Origin of the sequence: Pseudomonas sp. Bout1, from assembly GCF_034314165.1 — a bacterium.
Lineage (GTDB): Bacteria > Pseudomonadota > Gammaproteobacteria > Pseudomonadales > Pseudomonadaceae > Aquipseudomonas.
In genome coordinates this window covers 4,574,295-4,592,027 of the sequence record NZ_JAVIWK010000001.1, presented here as the reverse complement: position 1 = coordinate 4,592,027, position 17,733 = coordinate 4,574,295, and the positions used below count along the sequence as shown (strand labels likewise).

16 protein-coding genes and 1 pseudogene are annotated in these 17,733 nt (G+C 61.7%); 12 read left to right on the top strand and 5 right to left on the bottom strand.

Going from position 1 to position 17,733, the window contains the following annotated elements; translation table 11 throughout:
* Nucleotides 1-58: 58 nt before the first annotated feature.
* Entirely contained in the window at nt 59-1,210 is a 1,152-nt protein-coding gene (gene macA, locus RGV33_RS21460) for a macrolide transporter subunit MacA (RefSeq protein WP_322146020.1), read from the top strand.
* A 3-nt stretch (nt 1,211-1,213) separates the two neighbouring features.
* Nucleotides 1,214-3,172 carry a MacB family efflux pump subunit gene (locus tag RGV33_RS21455; RefSeq protein ID WP_322146019.1) on the top strand — a complete coding sequence of 653 codons (1,959 nt, stop codon included), beginning with the start codon at nt 1,214-1,216 and terminating at the stop codon, nt 3,170-3,172.
* 116 nt (nt 3,173-3,288) lie between these two features.
* Here the strand turns inward: RGV33_RS21455 and RGV33_RS21450 are convergent, their stop codons facing one another.
* Entirely contained in the window at nt 3,289-3,981 is a 693-nt protein-coding gene (locus RGV33_RS21450) for a helix-turn-helix transcriptional regulator (RefSeq protein ID WP_322146018.1), read from the bottom strand.
* A 185-nt stretch (nt 3,982-4,166) separates the two neighbouring features.
* A complete protein-coding gene (locus RGV33_RS21445; protein ID WP_322146017.1) occupies nt 4,167-5,411 on the bottom strand; it encodes a methionine gamma-lyase in 1,245 nt (414 codons plus the stop codon).
* 124 nt (nt 5,412-5,535) lie between these two features.
* Here RGV33_RS21445 and RGV33_RS21440 point away from each other — a divergent pair, with 124 nt between their 5' ends.
* Entirely contained in the window at nt 5,536-6,006 is a 471-nt protein-coding gene (locus RGV33_RS21440) for an Lrp/AsnC family transcriptional regulator (protein ID WP_322146016.1), read from the top strand.
* Here RGV33_RS21440 and RGV33_RS21435 read toward each other — a convergent pair.
* Together RGV33_RS21435 and RGV33_RS21430 are read right to left on the bottom strand one after the other, a co-directional pair.
* On the bottom strand, nt 6,003-7,310 hold the full coding sequence (locus tag RGV33_RS21435) for an ATP-binding protein (protein ID WP_322146015.1): 1,308 nt from the start codon (nt 7,308-7,310) through the stop codon (nt 6,003-6,005). The genes RGV33_RS21440 and RGV33_RS21435 overlap by 4 nt on opposite strands.
* A complete protein-coding gene (locus tag RGV33_RS21430) occupies nt 7,307-8,047 on the bottom strand; it encodes a response regulator (RefSeq protein ID WP_322146014.1) in 741 nt (246 codons plus the stop codon). The genes RGV33_RS21435 and RGV33_RS21430 overlap by 4 nt, the downstream gene beginning before the upstream one ends.
* 209 nt (nt 8,048-8,256) lie before the next feature.
* On the opposite strand from RGV33_RS21430, the gene RGV33_RS21425 reads away from it, so the two are divergent.
* The 7 genes and pseudogenes from RGV33_RS21425 to RGV33_RS21395 all read left to right on the top strand — a co-directional run bounded on the left by RGV33_RS21425 (nt 8,257) and on the right by RGV33_RS21395 (nt 13,559).
* Nucleotides 8,257-8,445 carry a hypothetical protein gene (locus RGV33_RS21425; RefSeq protein ID WP_322146013.1) on the top strand — a complete coding sequence of 63 codons (189 nt, stop codon included), beginning with the start codon at nt 8,257-8,259 and terminating at the stop codon, nt 8,443-8,445.
* Nucleotides 8,446-8,522: 77 nt separating this feature from the next.
* Nucleotides 8,523-9,041, top strand: a pseudogene (locus RGV33_RS21420) (thioredoxin family protein); the annotation flags it as partial.
* Nucleotides 9,042-9,127: 86 nt separating this feature from the next.
* The gene (locus RGV33_RS21415; RefSeq protein ID WP_322146012.1) at nt 9,128-10,165 is read left to right on the top strand and encodes an isopenicillin N synthase family oxygenase; all 1,038 of its coding nucleotides are present in this window, start codon (nt 9,128-9,130) and stop codon (nt 10,163-10,165) included.
* Nucleotides 10,166-10,179: 14 nt separating this feature from the next.
* Nucleotides 10,180-10,974 carry a MetQ/NlpA family ABC transporter substrate-binding protein gene (locus tag RGV33_RS21410; protein WP_322146011.1) on the top strand — a complete coding sequence of 265 codons (795 nt, stop codon included), beginning with the start codon at nt 10,180-10,182 and terminating at the stop codon, nt 10,972-10,974.
* On the top strand, nt 10,971-11,717 hold the full coding sequence (locus tag RGV33_RS21405; RefSeq protein ID WP_322146010.1) for a methionine ABC transporter ATP-binding protein: 747 nt from the start codon (nt 10,971-10,973) through the stop codon (nt 11,715-11,717). The genes RGV33_RS21410 and RGV33_RS21405 overlap by 4 nt, the downstream gene beginning before the upstream one ends.
* Nucleotides 11,714-12,379, top strand: coding sequence for a methionine ABC transporter permease (locus tag RGV33_RS21400; RefSeq protein ID WP_322146009.1), 666 nt, complete (start codon nt 11,714-11,716; stop codon nt 12,377-12,379). Before RGV33_RS21405 ends, RGV33_RS21400 begins: the two co-directional genes overlap by 4 nt.
* Nucleotides 12,380-12,479: 100 nt before the next feature.
* Complete coding sequence (locus tag RGV33_RS21395; protein ID WP_322146008.1) at nt 12,480-13,559, top strand: sigma-54 dependent transcriptional regulator; 1,080 nt, start codon at nt 12,480-12,482, stop codon at nt 13,557-13,559.
* Nucleotides 13,560-13,607: 48 nt separating this feature from the next.
* Here RGV33_RS21395 and RGV33_RS21390 read toward each other — a convergent pair whose 3' ends face one another.
* Nucleotides 13,608-16,433, bottom strand: a complete 2,826-nt coding sequence (locus RGV33_RS21390; RefSeq protein WP_322146007.1) for an ATP-binding protein — start codon at nt 16,431-16,433, stop codon at nt 13,608-13,610.
* 577 nt (nt 16,434-17,010) lie between these two features.
* Between RGV33_RS21390 and RGV33_RS21385 the strand changes: the two genes are divergently transcribed.
* Together RGV33_RS21385 and RGV33_RS21380 are read left to right on the top strand one after the other, a co-directional pair.
* Entirely contained in the window at nt 17,011-17,283 is a 273-nt protein-coding gene (locus RGV33_RS21385; protein WP_322146006.1) for a DUF2282 domain-containing protein, read from the top strand.
* A complete protein-coding gene (locus RGV33_RS21380; protein WP_322146005.1) occupies nt 17,280-17,708 on the top strand; it encodes a DoxX family protein in 429 nt (142 codons plus the stop codon). Before RGV33_RS21385 ends, RGV33_RS21380 begins: the two co-directional genes overlap by 4 nt.
* Nucleotides 17,709-17,733: the final 25 nt, after the last annotated feature.

Here is a 17,733-nt window from a genome sequence, read left to right as displayed (position 1 = left end):
ATGGATATGTACTCCGAGCCAAAAGCCGGACCAACTTCAACGTCTTCTGTGGTCACTTATGGAAAAGTCAAAGCTTCGCAAAACAGGAATGGCCCTGGCCCTGGCAATCGCCGCCGCCCTGATCATCTACACCGTGCAGGCACCCGCAGACGCGCCGCAATACTTGACCGCCACCGCCGAACGCGGTGACATTGAAAACGCGGTCCTGGCCACCGGCCTGCTCGAAGGCGTCAAGCAGGTCGACGTCGGCGCCCAAGTCTCCGGCCAACTCAAGTCCCTGAAGGTAAAGGTCGGCGATAAGGTCAAAAAGGGCCAATGGCTCGCCGAAATCGACCCGTTGATCCTGCAAAACACCCTGCGCAAAGCCGAGGTCGATGAAGAAAACCTCAAGGCCCAACGCCGCGCCACCGCCGCACAGCTCAAGGAAACAAAGTCCGTCTACCAACGCTATCAAGGCCTGCAAGAGGACGAATCGGTGTCCCGCCAGGACTTTGAAACCGCCGAATCCAACTACGAAGTCCAACGCGCCAACCTGATGTCCCTCGACGCACAGATCAAAAGCGCCCACATCCAGATCGACACCGCCAAGATCAACCTGGCCTACACCCGCATCGTCGCGCCCATCGACGGCGATGTAGTGGGCATCGTCACCCAGGAAGGCCAGACGGTGATCGCCAGCCAATTGGCACCGGTGCTGCTCAAGCTGGCAGACCTGGACACCATGACCGTCAAGGCCCAGGTCTCCGAGGCTGACGTGATCCATATCAGCCCCGGCCAGCAGGTGTACTTCACCATCCTCGGCGAGGCCGACAAGCGCTACTACGCCAAACTGCGTGGCACCGAACCGGCCCCGCAAAACTTTCTCGAAACCCAGACCGCCGGCACCCCAAAGCAAAACACCGCGGTGTTCTATAACGCCCTCTTTGACGTGCCCAACCCCGACCACCGCCTGCGCATCGCCATGACCGCACAAGTGCGGATCGTGCTCGACACCGCCAAGGCCGCGTTGACCGTGCCGGTGGCCGCACTCGGCCCGCGCAATGCCGACGGCAGCTTCCCGGTGCGGGTGCTGGACGCCAAGGGCAAGGCCAACACGCGGCCAGTGCAGACCGGTATCAATAACAACGTCAAGGTGCAGATCCTCGCTGGCCTGGCCGAAGGCGACAAGGTGGTGATCGGCGACCCATCGCCCGCCGTGGCGGGGGGCTGAGTGATGAGTCAGCCACTGCTGGAGCTGAAAGGCATCGTGCGCAGTTTCATGGCCGGTGACCGCGAATTCATTGCCCTAAAGGGCATCGACCTGACCATCCATGCCGGGGAAATGGTCGCGATTACCGGGGCCTCGGGCTCGGGTAAATCCACCTTGATGAACATCCTCGGTGGCCTCGATTACGCCACCGCCGGCAGCTACAAGATCAATGGCATCGAAACTCGCACCCTGGGTGATGAACAACTGGCGGAACTGCGCCGCGACTACTTCGGGTTTATCTTCCAGCGTTACCACCTGCTGGCGCATTTGAGCGCGTTGCACAACGTGGAAATGCCGGCGATTTATGCCGGTACGCCGCAAACCGCCCGGCATAGCCGCGCCGCAGACTTGCTGGCACGCCTGGGTTTGTCGGGGCACTTGAGCCATCGCCCGAGCCAGTTGTCCGGCGGCCAGCAGCAGCGGGTGAGTATCGCCCGGGCCTTGATGAACGGCGGCGAAGTAATCCTCGCCGACGAGCCCACCGGCGCCCTCGACACTCACAGCGGCAAGGAAGTAATGCGCATCCTGGCCGAGCTGCACGCCGTCGGGCACACGGTGATCATCGTCACCCACGATCCGAAAGTCGCGGCCAATGCCCAGCGGATCATTGAGGTACGCGATGGCGAGATTGTCAGTGATCGCGCCAATCAAAGCGTCGGCCTCGACCTGCCCAACGAAGCGCCCATTGAGCCCAGGCGCAGTGGTGCGCGCAAGTTGGTGGCCAGCCTTGGGTTGTTCAAGGAGGCCTTCAACATGGCCTGGGTCGCGCTGATTTCCCATCGCATGCGAACCTTGCTGACCATGCTCGGCATCGTCATCGGCATCACCTCGGTGGTGTCGATCTCGGCCATCGGCGAAGGCGCCAAGCGTTATGTGCTCAAGGACATCCAGGCCATCGGCAGCAACACCATCGATATCTTTCCCGGCAAGAGCTTCGGAGACAGCCGCGCGTCGGCCATCGAGACCCTGTTGCCATCGGACGTGGAGGCGCTGAACCAGCTGTATTACGTGGACAGCGCCACGCCGGTGGTGGGGCGCAACCTGTTGCTGCGCTACGGCAACATCGACCTGGACGCCCAGGTCAATGGCGTCAGCGACCGTTATTTCCAGGTCAAGGGCTTGAAGCTCGAAGCCGGGATTACCTTCAGCGAGAGCGACGCCCGGCGCCAGGCGCAGGTGGTGGTGATCGACCACAACGCGCGCCATCGGTTGTTTGGCCCCGGTGTGGACCCGCTGGGCCAAGTGATCCTGGTCGGCAGCCTGCCGTGCACGGTAATTGGGGTGACGGCCGACAATAAAAACATGTTCGCCGCCAGCAAGGCCTTGAACGTGTGGGTGCCTTATGAGACAGCGGCCGGGCGGCTGTTGGGCCAGCGCCACCTCGACAGCATCACCGTGCGTATCAAGGACGGGCAGCCGAGCAAGGTGGTGGAAGAGAACGTCACCAGGCTGATGTTGCAACGCCACGGCACCAAGGATTTTTTTACCAACAACCTCGACAGCATCATGCAGACGGTGCAGAAAACCAGCCGTTCCCTGGCGTTGCTGCTGTCGTTGATTGCGGTGATTTCGTTGTTGGTAGGGGGCATCGGGGTGATGAACATCATGCTGGTGTCGGTGACTGAACGCACCCGTGAAATCGGGATACGCATGGCGGTGGGCGCGCGGCAGTCGGACATTCGCCAGCAGTTCCTGGTGGAGGCGGTGATGGTCTGCCTGATTGGCGGAATGATCGGCATCTCGCTGTCGTTCGCCATCGGCTATCTGTTTTCGTTGTTTGTGAAGGAGTGGGAAATGGTGTTTTCCCTGGGGTCGGTGGTGACCGCGTTTGCGTGTTCGACGTTGATCGGGATTGTGTTCGGGTTTGTGCCAGCGAGGAATGCGGCGCGGCTGGATCCGATTGAAGCCCTGGCGCGGGATTAACCCGTTATGACACGTAGCAGCTGTCGAGCCTTGGCGAGGCTGCGTCAGCGGTGTGTCTGATACACCGCTGACGCAGCCTCGCCAAGGCTCGACAGCTGCTACGGCAAGTGGGTTTTTTAGAGCGTTGTGGCGGTGCTTTCTTCCGTGGAATACATCCAGCGCATCAACGAATGCCGGCCGCTGATGCCCATCTTGATCGCTGCCCGCTTGAGGTAGCTCTCGATGGTGTTGACCTTCAATGCCAACTGCTCGGCCAGTTCCGGCGCGGTACGCCCGGCCAGCAACCCCACGCACACTTCCAGCTCACGGCTGGACAGCGCCAATTCCGATTGGGCGAGGCGATCTTCAAAGCGTTGGCGCAGGGTGTCGATGCCGGGCTGCGGCACTGCATTGCCCTGGCTGCCGGGTTGCAGGGCGCTGATGTGTTTTTCAACCATCGGCAACAGCAACGAAGAGAAGTCTTGCAGGATGATCCGTTCCTGCTGCGAAAAGCTCTGCGAAGGGTTGGAGCGATACACCGACAGCACGTAGCTGACGTCATTCTTGCGCCGGGTCAGGTGCAGTTGGGCGGCGGCCTGGGCCTCGTCCAGTCCAGGCACGGCGTCGGTGTAAACCGGGCTGATGCCGGGCATTCGCGAACTGCCGGCCTTGCGCAGTGAACTCACGGGCATTTGAGTGATGTGCGTGGCGTCGACCGCCAGTTGGGTGAGGATCAGGTCGTGCAGCATGCGCGGGAAGTGCCGGCTGCCAGTGCTGGCAATGACTTTGCCAATGTGGGGGAACAGGTGTGAGTTCATCATTTCATCCATGAGTTTCAATGAGGGCGGCGTGCTCGGCAGTGATATCCATGACTGCCGCCTCGTATGCTAGTACAGCCTTTCGCAAACGGGCCAATGAATGGATCAAATTTTTTGCAGTGCAGGGCGCAACGGACAACGCCCGGCCTTTGAAGGCCGGGCTATTGGTAAACGTCGCGCCTGGTTGTGAATTTACTTCAAGCGTGGTGAACGTTTTGTTGCGCCGCCCGGGCTTTTGGTTTTATGGCGCAGGCGTCCAGGGCCTGGGCAACATCGGCCAACAAGTCCGCGACGTCCTCAAGGCCCGCCGAGAGCCGCACCAGCCCCTCGGAAATCCCGTGGTGAGCGCGTTGCTCCGGGGTGTACGTGGAGTGGGTCATGCTGGCCGGGTGCTGGGCCAGTGACTCGGCATCTCCCAGGCTCACCGCCCGGGTGAACAGCTTCAGGGCGTTCATGAAGCGCCGGCCCGTGTCGATGCCGCCCTTAAGCTCAAACGCGATCATGCCGCCAGACTGCTTCATCTGCCGCGCGGCCAAGTCGTATTGGGGGAAGGAGTGCAGGCCGGGGTAGGTCACCCATTCCACCAGGGGATGGGCCTGCAAGGCTTCGGCGATGGCCAGCGCGTTGCTGCAATGGCGGTCCATGCGCAGGGCCAGCGTCTTGAGCCCGCGCATCAGCAGGGCCGCATCCTGGGGGGACATCACCGCGCCGGTCAGGTCTTTGAGCCCTTGCAGGCGAATACGCTGGGCCAGGGCCTGGCTGCTGACGGCGATGCCGGCGGTGATGTCGCCATGGCCGCTGAGGTATTTGGTGGCCGAGTGCACCACCACGTCGGCGCCCATTTCCAGTGGGCGTTGCAGGTAGGGCGTGCAGTAAGTGTTGTCGACCACCACGGTGATGCCGGGTTGGCGGTGGGCGATCTCGGCGACGGCGGCGATGTCCACCAGTTGCAGGTTGGGGTTGGCCGGGGTTTCGAAGTAGATCATGCGGGTGGCCGGGGTAATGACCTCGCGCAGGGCGTCAAGGTCGGTGAGGTCGACGTGGCGCACCTTGATGCCGAATTCACCGATGCCGTGGTGCAGCAGGGCGAAGGTGCAGCCGTAGAGGGTCTGGCTGACGATGATTTCGTCACCGGGGCGCAGCAGGGTCCAGAACGTCGCGGCAATTGCGCCCATGCCCGAGCTGAAAGCCACCGCGGCTTCGCCGTTTTCCAGGGTCGCCATGCGCGATTCCAGCAGGGCCAGGGTGGGGTTGGAGATGCGGGTGTAGAAGTGCCCGCTCTCTTCACCGGCAAAACAGGCAGCGCCGTATTCAGCGGTGGGGAAGGCGAAGGTCGCCGACAGGTAGATCGGCGGCACGAGGGCGCCGTGGTGGTCCTGGGGGTCATAGCCGTGATGGATAGCACGGGTGGAAAAGCCGAACGTATTGTGTTTATTTTTCATGGTCGGACGCTCCTTATTTCCTACAATGCTATGCTTATAACTGCGGCCTAACGTTCCATAATTTGCTGGGAAAACCCGGTAAATTGGGATGAAAAACAATAAAAACGATGGTTTGAGGCAAGATATGCCCACTCATTTGGATCGGACTGACAAGGCGCTTTTAAACGCTTTGCAGGGTAATGCGCGGTTGACGGTGGCAGAGTTGGCGGAGCGGGTGTCGCTGACCACGTCGCCGTGTTGGCGGCGGGTGAAGAACCTTGAAGACAGCGGCGTGATCGGCGGTTATCAGGCGATCCTGTCGCCCAAGGCGCTGGGGTATGGGGTGACCGCGTTTGTCAGCATCATGATGGACACCCACTCCCGGGAAATTGCCAGGGCCTTTGAGCAAAGGCTGCTGGAGATTCCCGAGGTAGTGGCGTGTCATAACGTGTCGGGGCGCTACGATTTTCTGTTGGAAGTGGTGGCCAAGGACCTGGAGTCGTTTGGCGAGTTTGCCCGTGAGGTGTTGCAGAGCCTGCCCTGCGTCAAGGAGATTTATTCGAGCTTCTCGTACAAGTCGGTTCGGCCGTTGAGGGTGATCCCTTTGCCGGGTTAGCCCAGGCTTACCCGGACCTCGGCACACAAACCGCCGCCATTGCGGTTGCTCAGGGTCAGCGAGCCGCCAATTGCCACCGCCAACTGCTGGGCAATCGCCAACCCCAAACCGGTGCCGCCGGTCCCGCGGTTACGCGAACTTTCTACCCGATAAAACGGTTGCATCACCCGCTCCAGCTCATCGGCGGCAATTCCTGGCCCACGGTCCAGCACCTTGATCGACAGGTCTCCCGATACCGTAGGACCCACCTCCAGTTGCGCAGCCCCGGCAAACTTCAGTGCGTTGTCCACCAGGTTCACCAGCACTCGGCGCAAGGCATGGGGCCGCGTATCGAGCACCACCGCGCTTTTACCGGCCAGGCTCACCTGCTTGTCCATGTCTTGATAGTCAAACACCAGGCTGTCGAGAAACGCATCCAGGTCGATCCGGCAACTGGCCTCGGTCGACCCGTGCACACTGCGGGCGTAGGCCACACCCTCGCGCACCAGGTGCTCCATTTCCCCCAGGTCGCTCCAGAGTTTTTCCCGGTCTACCGAGTCGTCCATGAACTCGGCACGCAATTTCATGCGGGTGATCGGGGTTTGCAAGTCATGGGAGATCGCCGCCAGGATCTGCATGCGCTCCTTGAGGTATTCGGCAATCCGCTTCTGCATTTGATTGAACGCCGCTGCCGCATGCGCCACCTCGGTCGGGCCGGTCTCGTCCAGCAGGGTCGGGTGGGCGTTCGGGTCGAGGGTTTCCACTGCCCGCGCCAGGCGTGTCAGCGGGCGGGTTGCGATGCGCACGGCAACCCCTGTGCACACCAGCAACACCACCAACTGCAGCACCAGCACCACCGGCAGCCAGAATGCAAACGGGATCGGCTTGGGATACACGTCGATGGTAATCGGGCTGCCATCGGCCAGGGTCAGGTGTGCCTGAAAGTGTTTTTGCAGGCCCGGGATATCGCGAAAGGCCAGCGGATAATGTTCAGCCAGGGCATCGGCAATTGATGTCGCGGCCATCGGCAGGTCGTTGCTGGCCATCGGCTCGCCCGGTTCGCCGGCGTTCAACAGGTAGCGGTAGGCGTTGCGGTCCAGGCGCGGCAGCCAACTGGCGCGCTCGGCGGCGGGCAGGCGGTCGAGGATCGCGATCGAGGTCGACACGTCGTTCTCAAGGTTGCCCAGCATCACGCTCCTGGCACTCATGTAGCGTTCATAGAACTGCGCACTGAACGACAGGGCATTGGCACACAACAGGCTGACGATGAAAATCACCGACAGTTGCGCCGCCAGGGTGCGCGGCCAGCGCAGCGTCAGGCTCATGCCTGGTCACCAAGGATTTCCACGGCCAGGGAAAATACATAGCCCTCGCTGCGCACCGTCTTGATATAGGCCGGCTCGCGGGCGTCGTCCAGCAGGCGCTGGCGCAGGCGGCTCACCAGCAGGTCGATGGAGCGGTCGAACAAATCTGCGTCCCGGCCCTGGGTCAGGTTCAGCAACTGGTCCCGGTTGAGCACCCGTTGCGGGTGGTCGAGAAACACCCGCAGCAGCCGGTATTCGGCGCCGCTCAACGCTACCAGGGTGTTGTCTTCGTCCAGCAGGTGGCGCGCGGTGGTGTCCAGGCGCCAGCGGCCAAAGCGGATCAACCGGCCGCTTTCCGTCACCACCAGGTTGGGCGGCAGCATCCGTGTGCGCCGCAGCACGGCATTGATGCGGGCCAGCAGTTCGCGGGCGGCGAAGGGCTTGACCAGGTAATCGTCGGCGCCCATTTCCAGGCCTATGATGCGGTCGGTTTCATCGTTGCGTGCCGTGAGCATCAGGATCGGCGTGGCCTTGTGCTTGCCCACCCGCAGTTCGCGGCACAGCTGCAAGCCGTCGTCGCCGGGCATCATGATGTCCAGCACGATCAGGTCCACGGGTGTGGTGTCGAGGAAGCTGCGCATTTGTCGGCCGTCAGCCACCACCGTAGTGCGCAGGCCGTTTTTTTTCAGGTAGTTGCCCACCAGTTCGCGGATCTCCCGATCGTCATCGACAATCAGGATGTGATCGACGTGATCCATGCTGCCTTCCTCGTTGAATAGTCATTGCTGCGCAGTCTAGCCACTGCCGGCGGCCTTGCCTTGTGCCCTTTGTATTGCAGTGTATCTGGCGATGACGAGATACACGTCGACGCAAAAAACCGGACCTGGTCGACACATTCGGGATACCTCGCAAGGTTCAAATCAACCTGTCGAGGCGATTGGCCCCGGCTATTTGCGAGGACTCCTGCATGACCCCACTCAACAGCTTTCTCAGCGCCCTGGCTTTTTCCATGGCGGGGGTGGCGGCGGATGTAAATGCCGCCACCGCGAAAAAACTCACCGGCAGTCAAACCTGCTTCCAGAATACGCCCGTGGCGCAAAACGGCGCGGGTCGCAAGCGCGACGAAACGCCCACGCCTGCAGGGGAATGCCCATGAGCTTGATTCCATTGCTGCGCCTCTTGCGCGCCTCCAAAGGTCTGCTGTTGTTGACACTGGCCGTGGCCTTGGTCGGCGTACCCAAGGCGGTCAACTACCTGATTGACAATGTGGATGCTGAAAGCTTCAGCCAGTCCGATGAGCGCATGCCTTCCCTGGACGGCGCCGTGGCGTGGCTCAACTCGCCACCGCTGACGGCCGAAGCCCTGAAGGGCAAGGTGGTGCTGGTGGATTTCTGGACCTACGACTGCGTCAATTGCCAGCGCAGCCTGCCGTATGTCAACCAATGGGCCAGGCAATACGCCAAGGACGGGTTGGTGGTGATCGGTGTGCATACCCCGGAAAACGCCTACGAGAAAGTCTTGGTTAACGTGCGCAGCCAAGTCAAGAAACTGGGCATCCACTACCCGGTGGCCGTCGACAACGACTACAGGATCTGGCACGCCTTCGATAACCAGTACTGGCCGGCGCATTACTTCTTCGATGCCACCGGTAAAGTGCGCTACAGCCATTTTGGCGAGGGCCGCTACGACACTCAGGAGAAAGTTATCCAGGCGTTACTGGAGGAAGCCAGGGCGGCTAACGCACCCACCTAAGCTAATGCCAAAAAGGTATTTATTACCGGGTTTTTAGATCGTTTAGCTTCATATTCCAAACCACGTGTTCATGGAGTGAGCTAACGATGTCGCACCCGCTGGCAATCAACACCTTGCCCCTGCTGGACCTGGCGCTGCTCGACGGCAGCCCGGCCCAGCGCGGGCAGTTTCTCGATGACCTGCGCCACGCTGCGCGGCATATCGGGTTTTTCTACCTGACCGGCCATGGCATAGACGCCCAGTTGCTCACGCAGGTGCAGCAACAGGCGCGGCAGTTCTTCGCGTTGCCCGAGGCCGACAAACTCGCTGTCGGCATGATCCATTCCCCGCATTTTCGCGGTTACAACCGCGCCGCCTCGGAGATCACCCGTGGCCAGCCGGATTTACGTGAACAGTTCGACCTGGGCGCCGAGCGCGAGCCGCTGCACCAGGGCGCGAACTCCGCGGCCTGGTCTCGTCTGCAAGGCCCTAACCAGTGGCCCGCCGCGCTGCCTGAACTCAAACCGTTGCTGCTGGCCTGGCAACAGGCGATGACGCAAATGTCGTTGCGCCTGTTGCGCGCCTTTGCCCAGGCCTTGTCGCTGCCGCAGAACGCGTTCGACCCGCTGTACGGCGACAAGCCCAACGAACACATCAAGCTGATCCGCTACCCCGGCCGCCACGCTCAACAAAGTCGCCAGGGCGTCGGTGCCCACAAGGATTCCGGTTTTCTCAGCTTCCTGCTGCAAGACCAGCAAGCCGGCCTGCAAGTGGAAGTGGAGGAGGGCCGCTGGATCGACGCTTCTCCACGCCCCGACACGTTGGTGGTGAACATCGGCGAGTTGCTGGAACTGGCCACCAACGGTTACCTGCGCGCCACCGTGCACCGCGTTGAATCGCCGCCATTGGGCAGCGAGCGCCTGTCCCTGGCGTTTTTCCTGGGGGCGCAACTGGACGCGGTGGTGCCGGTGTACCAACTGCCGCCCGAGTTGCTGCGCGATGCCCATGGCCCCACCAGCGACCCGCGTAACCCCTTGTTGCGGGAAGTCGGCTGGAACTACCTCAAGGGCCGCCTGCGCTCCCACCCGGATGTTGCCCAACGTTTTTACGCCGACGCCACCATTCCTCCAGCCCTGTCCGCCTGATAAGGAACATCACCATGCTCAAGAAAACAGCCCTCGCCCTGGCGGTACTGATTGCCTCTTTCGACGCCCAGGCCGCCGACGCCCTGCGGGTGGCGGCAGACCCGATTCCCCATGCGCAAATCCTCGAATACGTGCAGAAACTCGACCCGCAGTTGCAACTCAAGATCATCGAAATTCCCAACGGTGTGAACTCCAACGAGCTGTTGGCCCACGGTGATGTCGACGCCAACTTCTTTCAACACCTGCCGTACCTGCACTCGCAGGAACAGGCCCTTGGCCAGAAGTTTGCGGTGGCAGCCACCGTGCATATCGAGCCCCTGGGCATCTACTCCCATCGTCACACCCGCTTTGACCAGGTGCCGGATAAAGGCACCGTGGCGGTGCCCAACAACGTCACCAACCTGAGCCGTGCGCTGTACCTGCTGCAAGCCAACGGCCTGATCACACTCAAGCCCGGTTTCAGCGACCCGGCCAAGGACCAGGCCACGCCCAAGGACATTGCCGAGAACCCCAGGCACCTGAAGATCCTCGAAATCGAATCGCCACAAATCCCCCGCGCCCTGGATGACGTCGACCTTGCGGTGATCAACGGCAACTATGCCCTGGAAGCCGGTTTGTCGCCCGCCAAGGACGCCCTTGGCCTGGAAAAAGCCCAAGGTAATCCCTACGCGAATATCCTCGTGACCACGCCAAAGTTGCAGGACGACCCACGGATCAAACAACTGGCCAAGGACTTGAACTCGCCCGAGGTGGCCAAGTTCATCACCGAGAAATACTCGGGTTCGGTGATTCCGGTGGCCGTCGAATGATCGTCGTCGAGCAGGTCAGCAAGACCTACGCCGACGGCCAGCCGGCGGCGCTGGATAACGTGTCGTTGCAGATTGCCGACGGGTCGATCTTCGGGATCGTGGGCCGCAGTGGGGCGGGTAAAAGTACCTTGCTGCGTTGCCTGAACCTGCTGGAACGCCCGACCTTGGGGCGCATCCTCATGGACGGCCAGGACCTGACGCTGCTGGGCGACAAGCAACTGCGCCAGCAACGCCAGCGCATCGGCATGATCTTCCAGGGGTTCAACCTGTTGCACTCGCGCAACGTCGCCGACAACGTGGCGGTGCCCCTGGAAATCGCCGGCCAGCCCAGGGCGGAACGCGCTGCCCGGGTCAAGGAATTGCTGGAGCTGGTGGGCTTGAGCGACAAGGCCCAGGCGTTTCCCTCGCAACTCTCTGGTGGGCAGAAGCAGCGGGTAGGCATCGCCCGGGCGCTGGCGGCGCGCCCGGACTATCTGTTGTCGGACGAAGCCACCAGTGCCCTCGACCCGCAAACCACCGCCTCGATCCTGGAACTGCTGCGCAGCATCAATCGGCAATTGGGGGTGACCATTGTGTTGATCACCCATGAGCTGGACGTGGTCAAGGCCATCTGCGACAGCGCAGTGTCCCTGGCCAATGGGCGTGTGGTGGAAAGCGGCAGCCTGATCCAATTGCAGGCCGACCCTGGCTCAACCCTGGGCCGCGCGTTGGCCCCCAGCCTGCCAGCGGTGAGGGCGGTATGAAAACAGACTGGAACGACATCCTGGGCTTGCTGCTCAACGCCACCGGCGAAACCCTGTACATGGTGCTGCTGGCGGCGGTGTTCACCTTGCTGATCGGCCTGCCCCTGGGCGTGCTTCTGTTTATCAGCCGTCGCGGTGGGCTGTTTCCTTTGCCGCGCTTGAATCGCGTGCTGGGGGCGGTGGTTAACCTGGGGCGGTCATTGCCGTTTGTGGTGATGCTGATTGCCTTGATTCCGCTGACCCGGCTGATCGTCGGCACCACCCTGGGCAGTACCGCCGCGGTAGTGCCGATCACCATTGGCGCCTTTCCCTTTTTTGCGCGCATTGTCGAAAACGCGTTGGCCGAAGTGGACAAGGGCCGCATCGAAGCGATCGTCGCCATGGGCGGGGACATTCGGCATGTGATCCTCAAGGTGTTGCTGCCGGAGGCGCTGCCTGCCTTACTCGCAGGGTTGACGCTGACCCTGGTAATGCTCATCGGCTTTTCATCCATGGCGGGCGTTATTGGCGGGGGCGGCCTGGGAGACCTGGCGATTCGTTATGGGTACCAGCGCTTCAACAACCAGATCATGGTGGTGACGGTCATTGTGCTGGTGGTGCTGGTCCAGGGCGTGCAAAGCCTGGGGGATCGGTGCGTGAGCTCGCTGGCGCATCGTCGCTAAAAGGTTATGTACTAATGAATTTTTAATATTTCTAGTTATATGGCCGACTGAGTAAAGTTCCCGTTCGTCCCTTCACCCTCGTCGCCGGGAAACACTCTTCATGAACCGTCCCCACGGGCATCCCACGCCGATCCTGACTTTGCCCCAAGGTGAAAAAGACCCGTTGTCGATTCGCGCCAAGGCGTTGGTGTTTGCCGACCCGCGTTCGCTGCAACTGCTGGAGTATTTGCAGCGCGTGGGGCCCAGTGAGGCCCCGGTGTTGATCAATGGCGAGACCGGTACCGGCAAGGAACTGGTGGCACGCTATATCCACAGTGCCAGTGGCCGCACCGGTGCGTTTGTGCCGGTGAACTGCGGGGCAATCAGCGAGAACCTCGCCGAAAGCGAGTTTTTCGGCCACGAGGCCGGATCGTTTTCCGGTGCCTCGGGGCGGCGTATCGGCTGGTTTGAAGAGGCCGATGGCGGCACATTGTTCCTTGACGAAATCGGCGACTTGCCGCTGCCATTGCAGGTGAAATTGCTGCGGGTGTTGCAGGAACAGGAAGTGGTGCGGGTGGGCTCGCGCAAGCCGATCAAGATCAATATCCGCCTGGTGACGGCCACCAACATCGACCTGGAACAGGCCGTGGAGGCGGGCAACTTTCGCCTGGACCTGTTCTACCGCATTAACGTCGCGCAGGTGCAGGTATTGCCGTTGCGCGAACGGCCACTGGATATCCTGCCGCTGGTTGAGCATTTTCGCCGGCTCTACAGTGCCAAGCTGAAAATTGCCGAGCCGATGGTGTCGGAGTCGGCGACCCAGGCGCTGCTGGATTATCCGTGGCCGGGGAATATTCGCGAGCTGGAGAACGTGGTGCACCTGGCATTGCTGGTGGCCGGGGACAAGCCGATCATGCCGGCGCACTTGAAGTTTTCGGCGGGGTTGAGTGCGATGCATGCCAGCGTCAACAGTGGCGCCCCACGGATTCCCCAGGAGGTGGTGCGCGAGCAATTGCTGCGCTTGTTCGAGGTGCCGGGGGATACGTTGCTGCACGATATCGAGGACTTGATTGTGCGCGAGGCGTTTGGTTTTTGCGGGTTTAACCAGTTGCGCACGGCGCAGTTGCTGGGGGTTACGCGTAATGCGATGCGTACGCTGCTGGTTAACCATGGGATGCTCAAGGGGCGGGTGAAGCCCTGATTTTTTGGGCGTGTACTTATCCGTTACCGGAGTAACGGATAGCCACTTCTACCGGTGCTGAAACCGCGGCAACGACGCTATCCGCATCCGGGGCTCCTGCAGCCTGGCCAAATCACTGGCAATCTGTGCTCGCCAGAAATGCGCGCCAGCCAACTGTGCATCCACCCATGCCTGGCGCAACAGTACCTTGGCCTCGTCCACCGACCCATATTGCGCCTGACGCAAAATCAGCTGCGCCTTGATCCGCAACATTTGCGGCACAAACCATCGCTCATGCCGGCCCAGCGCCAATTGCAGCGTGTCTTCCAATACCTCCAGGGCCAGTTTTTCAAGCCCCAGCCGCGCCAGGCCCAAGGCGTATTCACAGCGCAGCAAGCTATAGAGCTGGCTGTCGCCTTGGCCATGCAACTGATGCAACGCCTCACCCAACAGCGGCACGCCTTCCTCGGGTGAGCCCTGGCGAATCAGCAGGATGCTCTCGAAGCACAGCCGAAACTGCCGCCAGATAGGCAGGTCTTGCTGAACCGTGCTGTCTTGCAACAGGCCCAGGTAATAGCGCGCCTTGGGCAGGTTGGACGCCAGCAACGCCAGCGGGATCGCTCCCAGGCATAGGGTGTACCAGAGGGTCGCCGGATGATGGAGGGTGATGGCTTCGTCGACGCAGTTGCCGATCATCCGCAAGGCCGGGTCGACGTCGCCTTCGAGCAGGTGCACTTGCGCCTTGAGGCAGCGGGCGGCGATGCGCTGGTCAAAATGCACGTCGATAATGTGTGAGCGCGGCGCCGACGGTGAACCCAACGCCTCGTCGATATTCTGCCGCGCCCCCGTCAGGTCGCCCATGTGAAACAGCGCCAGCGCACGCATGCGTTTGCCCAGCAATTGCTGGTTACCGCTGCTGCTCAAGGTGATGTAACGCTCCGCCAGCTCCAGCGCCTCGGCGTACTGGTTGCAGCCGCAGCGATCACTCCACAGGCCCCACAATGCCCGCAGTTTGTGCTCGGCATCGCCCAGGTCGCGGGCATCTTCACGCACCTGGCGCCAGGCTTCGCGCATCGGCCCGCCGGTGCCGTAGGTAAGCATCAGCACGCTGGCCAGGGCGGTTTGCAACAGCATGCGCTGTTGCTGCCCCAGCGGCGTGGTTGCGGCGCTGGCCAGGCCTTTGTCGACCCACGTGCGGCACTCGCTGACCCGCGACAGGCGCAGCCACAACGGCAGGCCGCCCAGGGTCAGTTCGATGCCGGTGGGCACGTGGCCCGAAGCACCATACGCCCACTCCAGCGCGGCGCGCACGGTGTTGATTTCCGGGCCGTAGAGGCCGACCCACGTGTCGGGGGAAAGGCTGTCGAGGGTCTGCCCGGCCTCCTGCAAAACGCCGAGGGCATACAGGGCGTGGCGCTGGCGGGTGCCGTCGGCCTCGCCGTGTTCGTTGAGTTTTTCCAGGGCGTAGGCGCGGGTGGTCTCCAGCAGGCGGTAGCGCTTGAGCAACTGCGATTCACCGGCGATCAGCAACGACTTGTCCATCAGGCTTTCCAGCAAGGGCAGGGCGTTGCGGCCATCAAGGCTGCCGCTGGCGGTCATGGCCTTGACCGCGTCCAGGGTGAAGGAGCCGGTGAACACTGCCAGTTGACGCAACATGGCCTGCTCGTCGCAACTGAGCATCGAGTAGGTCCAGTCCAGCGTCGCGCTCAATGAACGATGACGGGCAAGGGCGGTGCGTCGGCCGGTCATCTGCAGGCGAAAGCTGCCGTCCAGCAAGCCCACCAAGTCCTGAATGCCAAAGGTGCGCACACGCGCCGCGGCGATTTCGATGGCCAGGGCATTGCTGTCGAGCTTGCGGCAAATGGCGCTGGCGGCGGCGACGTCGGCGTCCTTGAACATGAAGCCTGGGTCCAGCGCCTTGACCCGTTCGATAAACAGCGCGATGCCCGACCAGGTCATGGCTTGCTCGGCACTCAAGCTTGCGTGTTCGTCCGGCACCAGCAGCGGTGCGAGGTCGTGTACCCGTTCGCCTTCGGCCCGCAGCGGTTCGCGGCTGGTAGTCAGTACGCAACACTGTGGTGCGCTGCGCAGCAGCACCTCGACGGCGTCGGCAGTGGCTTGCAGCACGTGTTCGCAGTTGTCGAGTACCAGCAGCAGCGGGCTGTTGGCGAGCATCGAGGCCACGTTTTGCAGGGGGTCATCACTGACACTTTGAATGCCCAGGGCGTTGGCGAGCATCCCGGCCACCCATTGGCCGCTCGTGGCGGGGGCCAGGTCGACGAAGCACATGCCCTGGTGAAAGCGACCCTGCAGCCGTTGCGCCACGGCCAGGGCGACGGTGGTCTTGCCGATGCCGCCGGGGCCGGTGATGGTCACGAAGCGCTGGCTCAGGACCAGGTCGGCGAGGCTCAGGATCAGTGGGTCGCGCCCGATCAGCGTGCACGGCGGCGGTTGCAGGGTGGGCGCTTGCACGGTCGGCGCCTGTGCCAGGGCCTGGGAGATGAGGCTTTCACCCACTGCCTGCATCGTCACTGGTGCAACAAACCGGTAGCCCCGGCCGGGCACGGTGACGATGTAGCTGAAGTTGCCGTCATCCCCCAACGCCCGGCGCAACGCCACGATCTGCGCGCGCAGGTTGCATTCTTCCACCACCACCTTGGGCCAGGCGAAGGAGATCAGTTCGGACTTTTCCAGCAATTCGCCAGCCCGGCTGGCGAGGGCGATCAGCAAGTACAGGGCGCGGCTGCCGAGGGTCACCGGCTCGCCGTTGCGCAGCAATACATGCTGACGCGCCAACAAGAGAAAGGGGCCAAAACCGATAGCATGCTCGGCGTGGTCCGGGGCCTGGGGGGCGAGGTCCATGAAGGACACTGCGGGGTATTTGCTCGAACTCATCAATTTGTCCTTTTTTTGTAGTCGGGCTTGTTATTGGCCATCAGGCCATTCGCCCTTTTGGGTGCTTACGTGCGGCAGCAGGCTTGGAGAGTTGAAGTCGATCAAAATAGTGAGAATTACCGCCCTCCTTTGGGGCGTGGATCTTGTTATAGGGCGTGAAACCCTTGGGTTTCAGCGGATGAGACTGTTTCGAATCTGAAACATTTTATTACTGTAAATACTGATAAAGCAGAATGTATGCCAGTTGGCATGTAACAAAGATGACAACAACCGTATGAAATTTATGGGGATTTCTGCGGTCGTCGAGGGCCGGCGAAGACAAATGTTCGGAAAGGCGAATATTTCGAATTGTGTCGTTCGGGATGCCGAATAAAGCGACGGTGGTTTGGCGCGGTTTTTTTGGCTGTGTATCAGACTGTGTATCAGCACCGATCTGATACACCCACATGAATAGAGGAAGGCAACGCGACACAGACCGGATACACGCCTGGCTTTAAATCTGTCTACCAGATGGCGCAAGTGGTCACGTACCGCACAAGCGCCCTGGCCACATTCAGTCAAGCCAGGAGATTCATCCATGAAGCGCCATTACGCGGCCCTTGCCGCCACCCTCGCCCTGTCACTCGGTGCCTTCGCCGCCACCGCCCATGCCGACGAGCCCAAGCCCCAGGAAAAATGCTTCGGCGTGTCCCTCGCCGGTGCCAACGATTGCGCCGCCGGTGCCGGGACATCCTGCGCCGGTACCGCCAAGGCGGATTACCAGGGCAATGCCTGGGTACTGGTGGACAAAGGCACCTGCACCCAGATCAAAACCCCCAAGGGCTTTGGCAGCCTCACGGAACAGCCATGATTGCCCTGGCCCCTGCGGTGCTCAAGCGTGTGCTGCCTGAGGCGCTGCTGTTGCTGGTGGCCCGCCTCGGTATCGCTTCGGTGTTTTTCCTCTCGGGCCGCACCAAGGTGACCGGTTTGCTGCAACTCAAGCCGTCGACCTACACCTTGTTTCGCTCGGAATACGCCTTGCCGTTGGTGCCACCGGAGTGGGCTGCGCACTTGGCGACCTACGCCGAGCATCTGTTCCCGCTGTTGCTGGTGCTGGGCCTGCTGACCCGCCCCGCGGCCGCCGCGCTGTTGGGCATGACCCTGGTGATCGAGGTGTTTGTGTACCCCGACGCCTGGCCGACCCACCTGAGCTGGGCCGGGCTGTTGCTGCCGTTGCTGGCGTATGGCGGCGGGGCCTGGTCGCTGGACCGCGTGGTGTTCGGCAAACGTATTTAACCCTTTCACAACAATGACCAGGCCC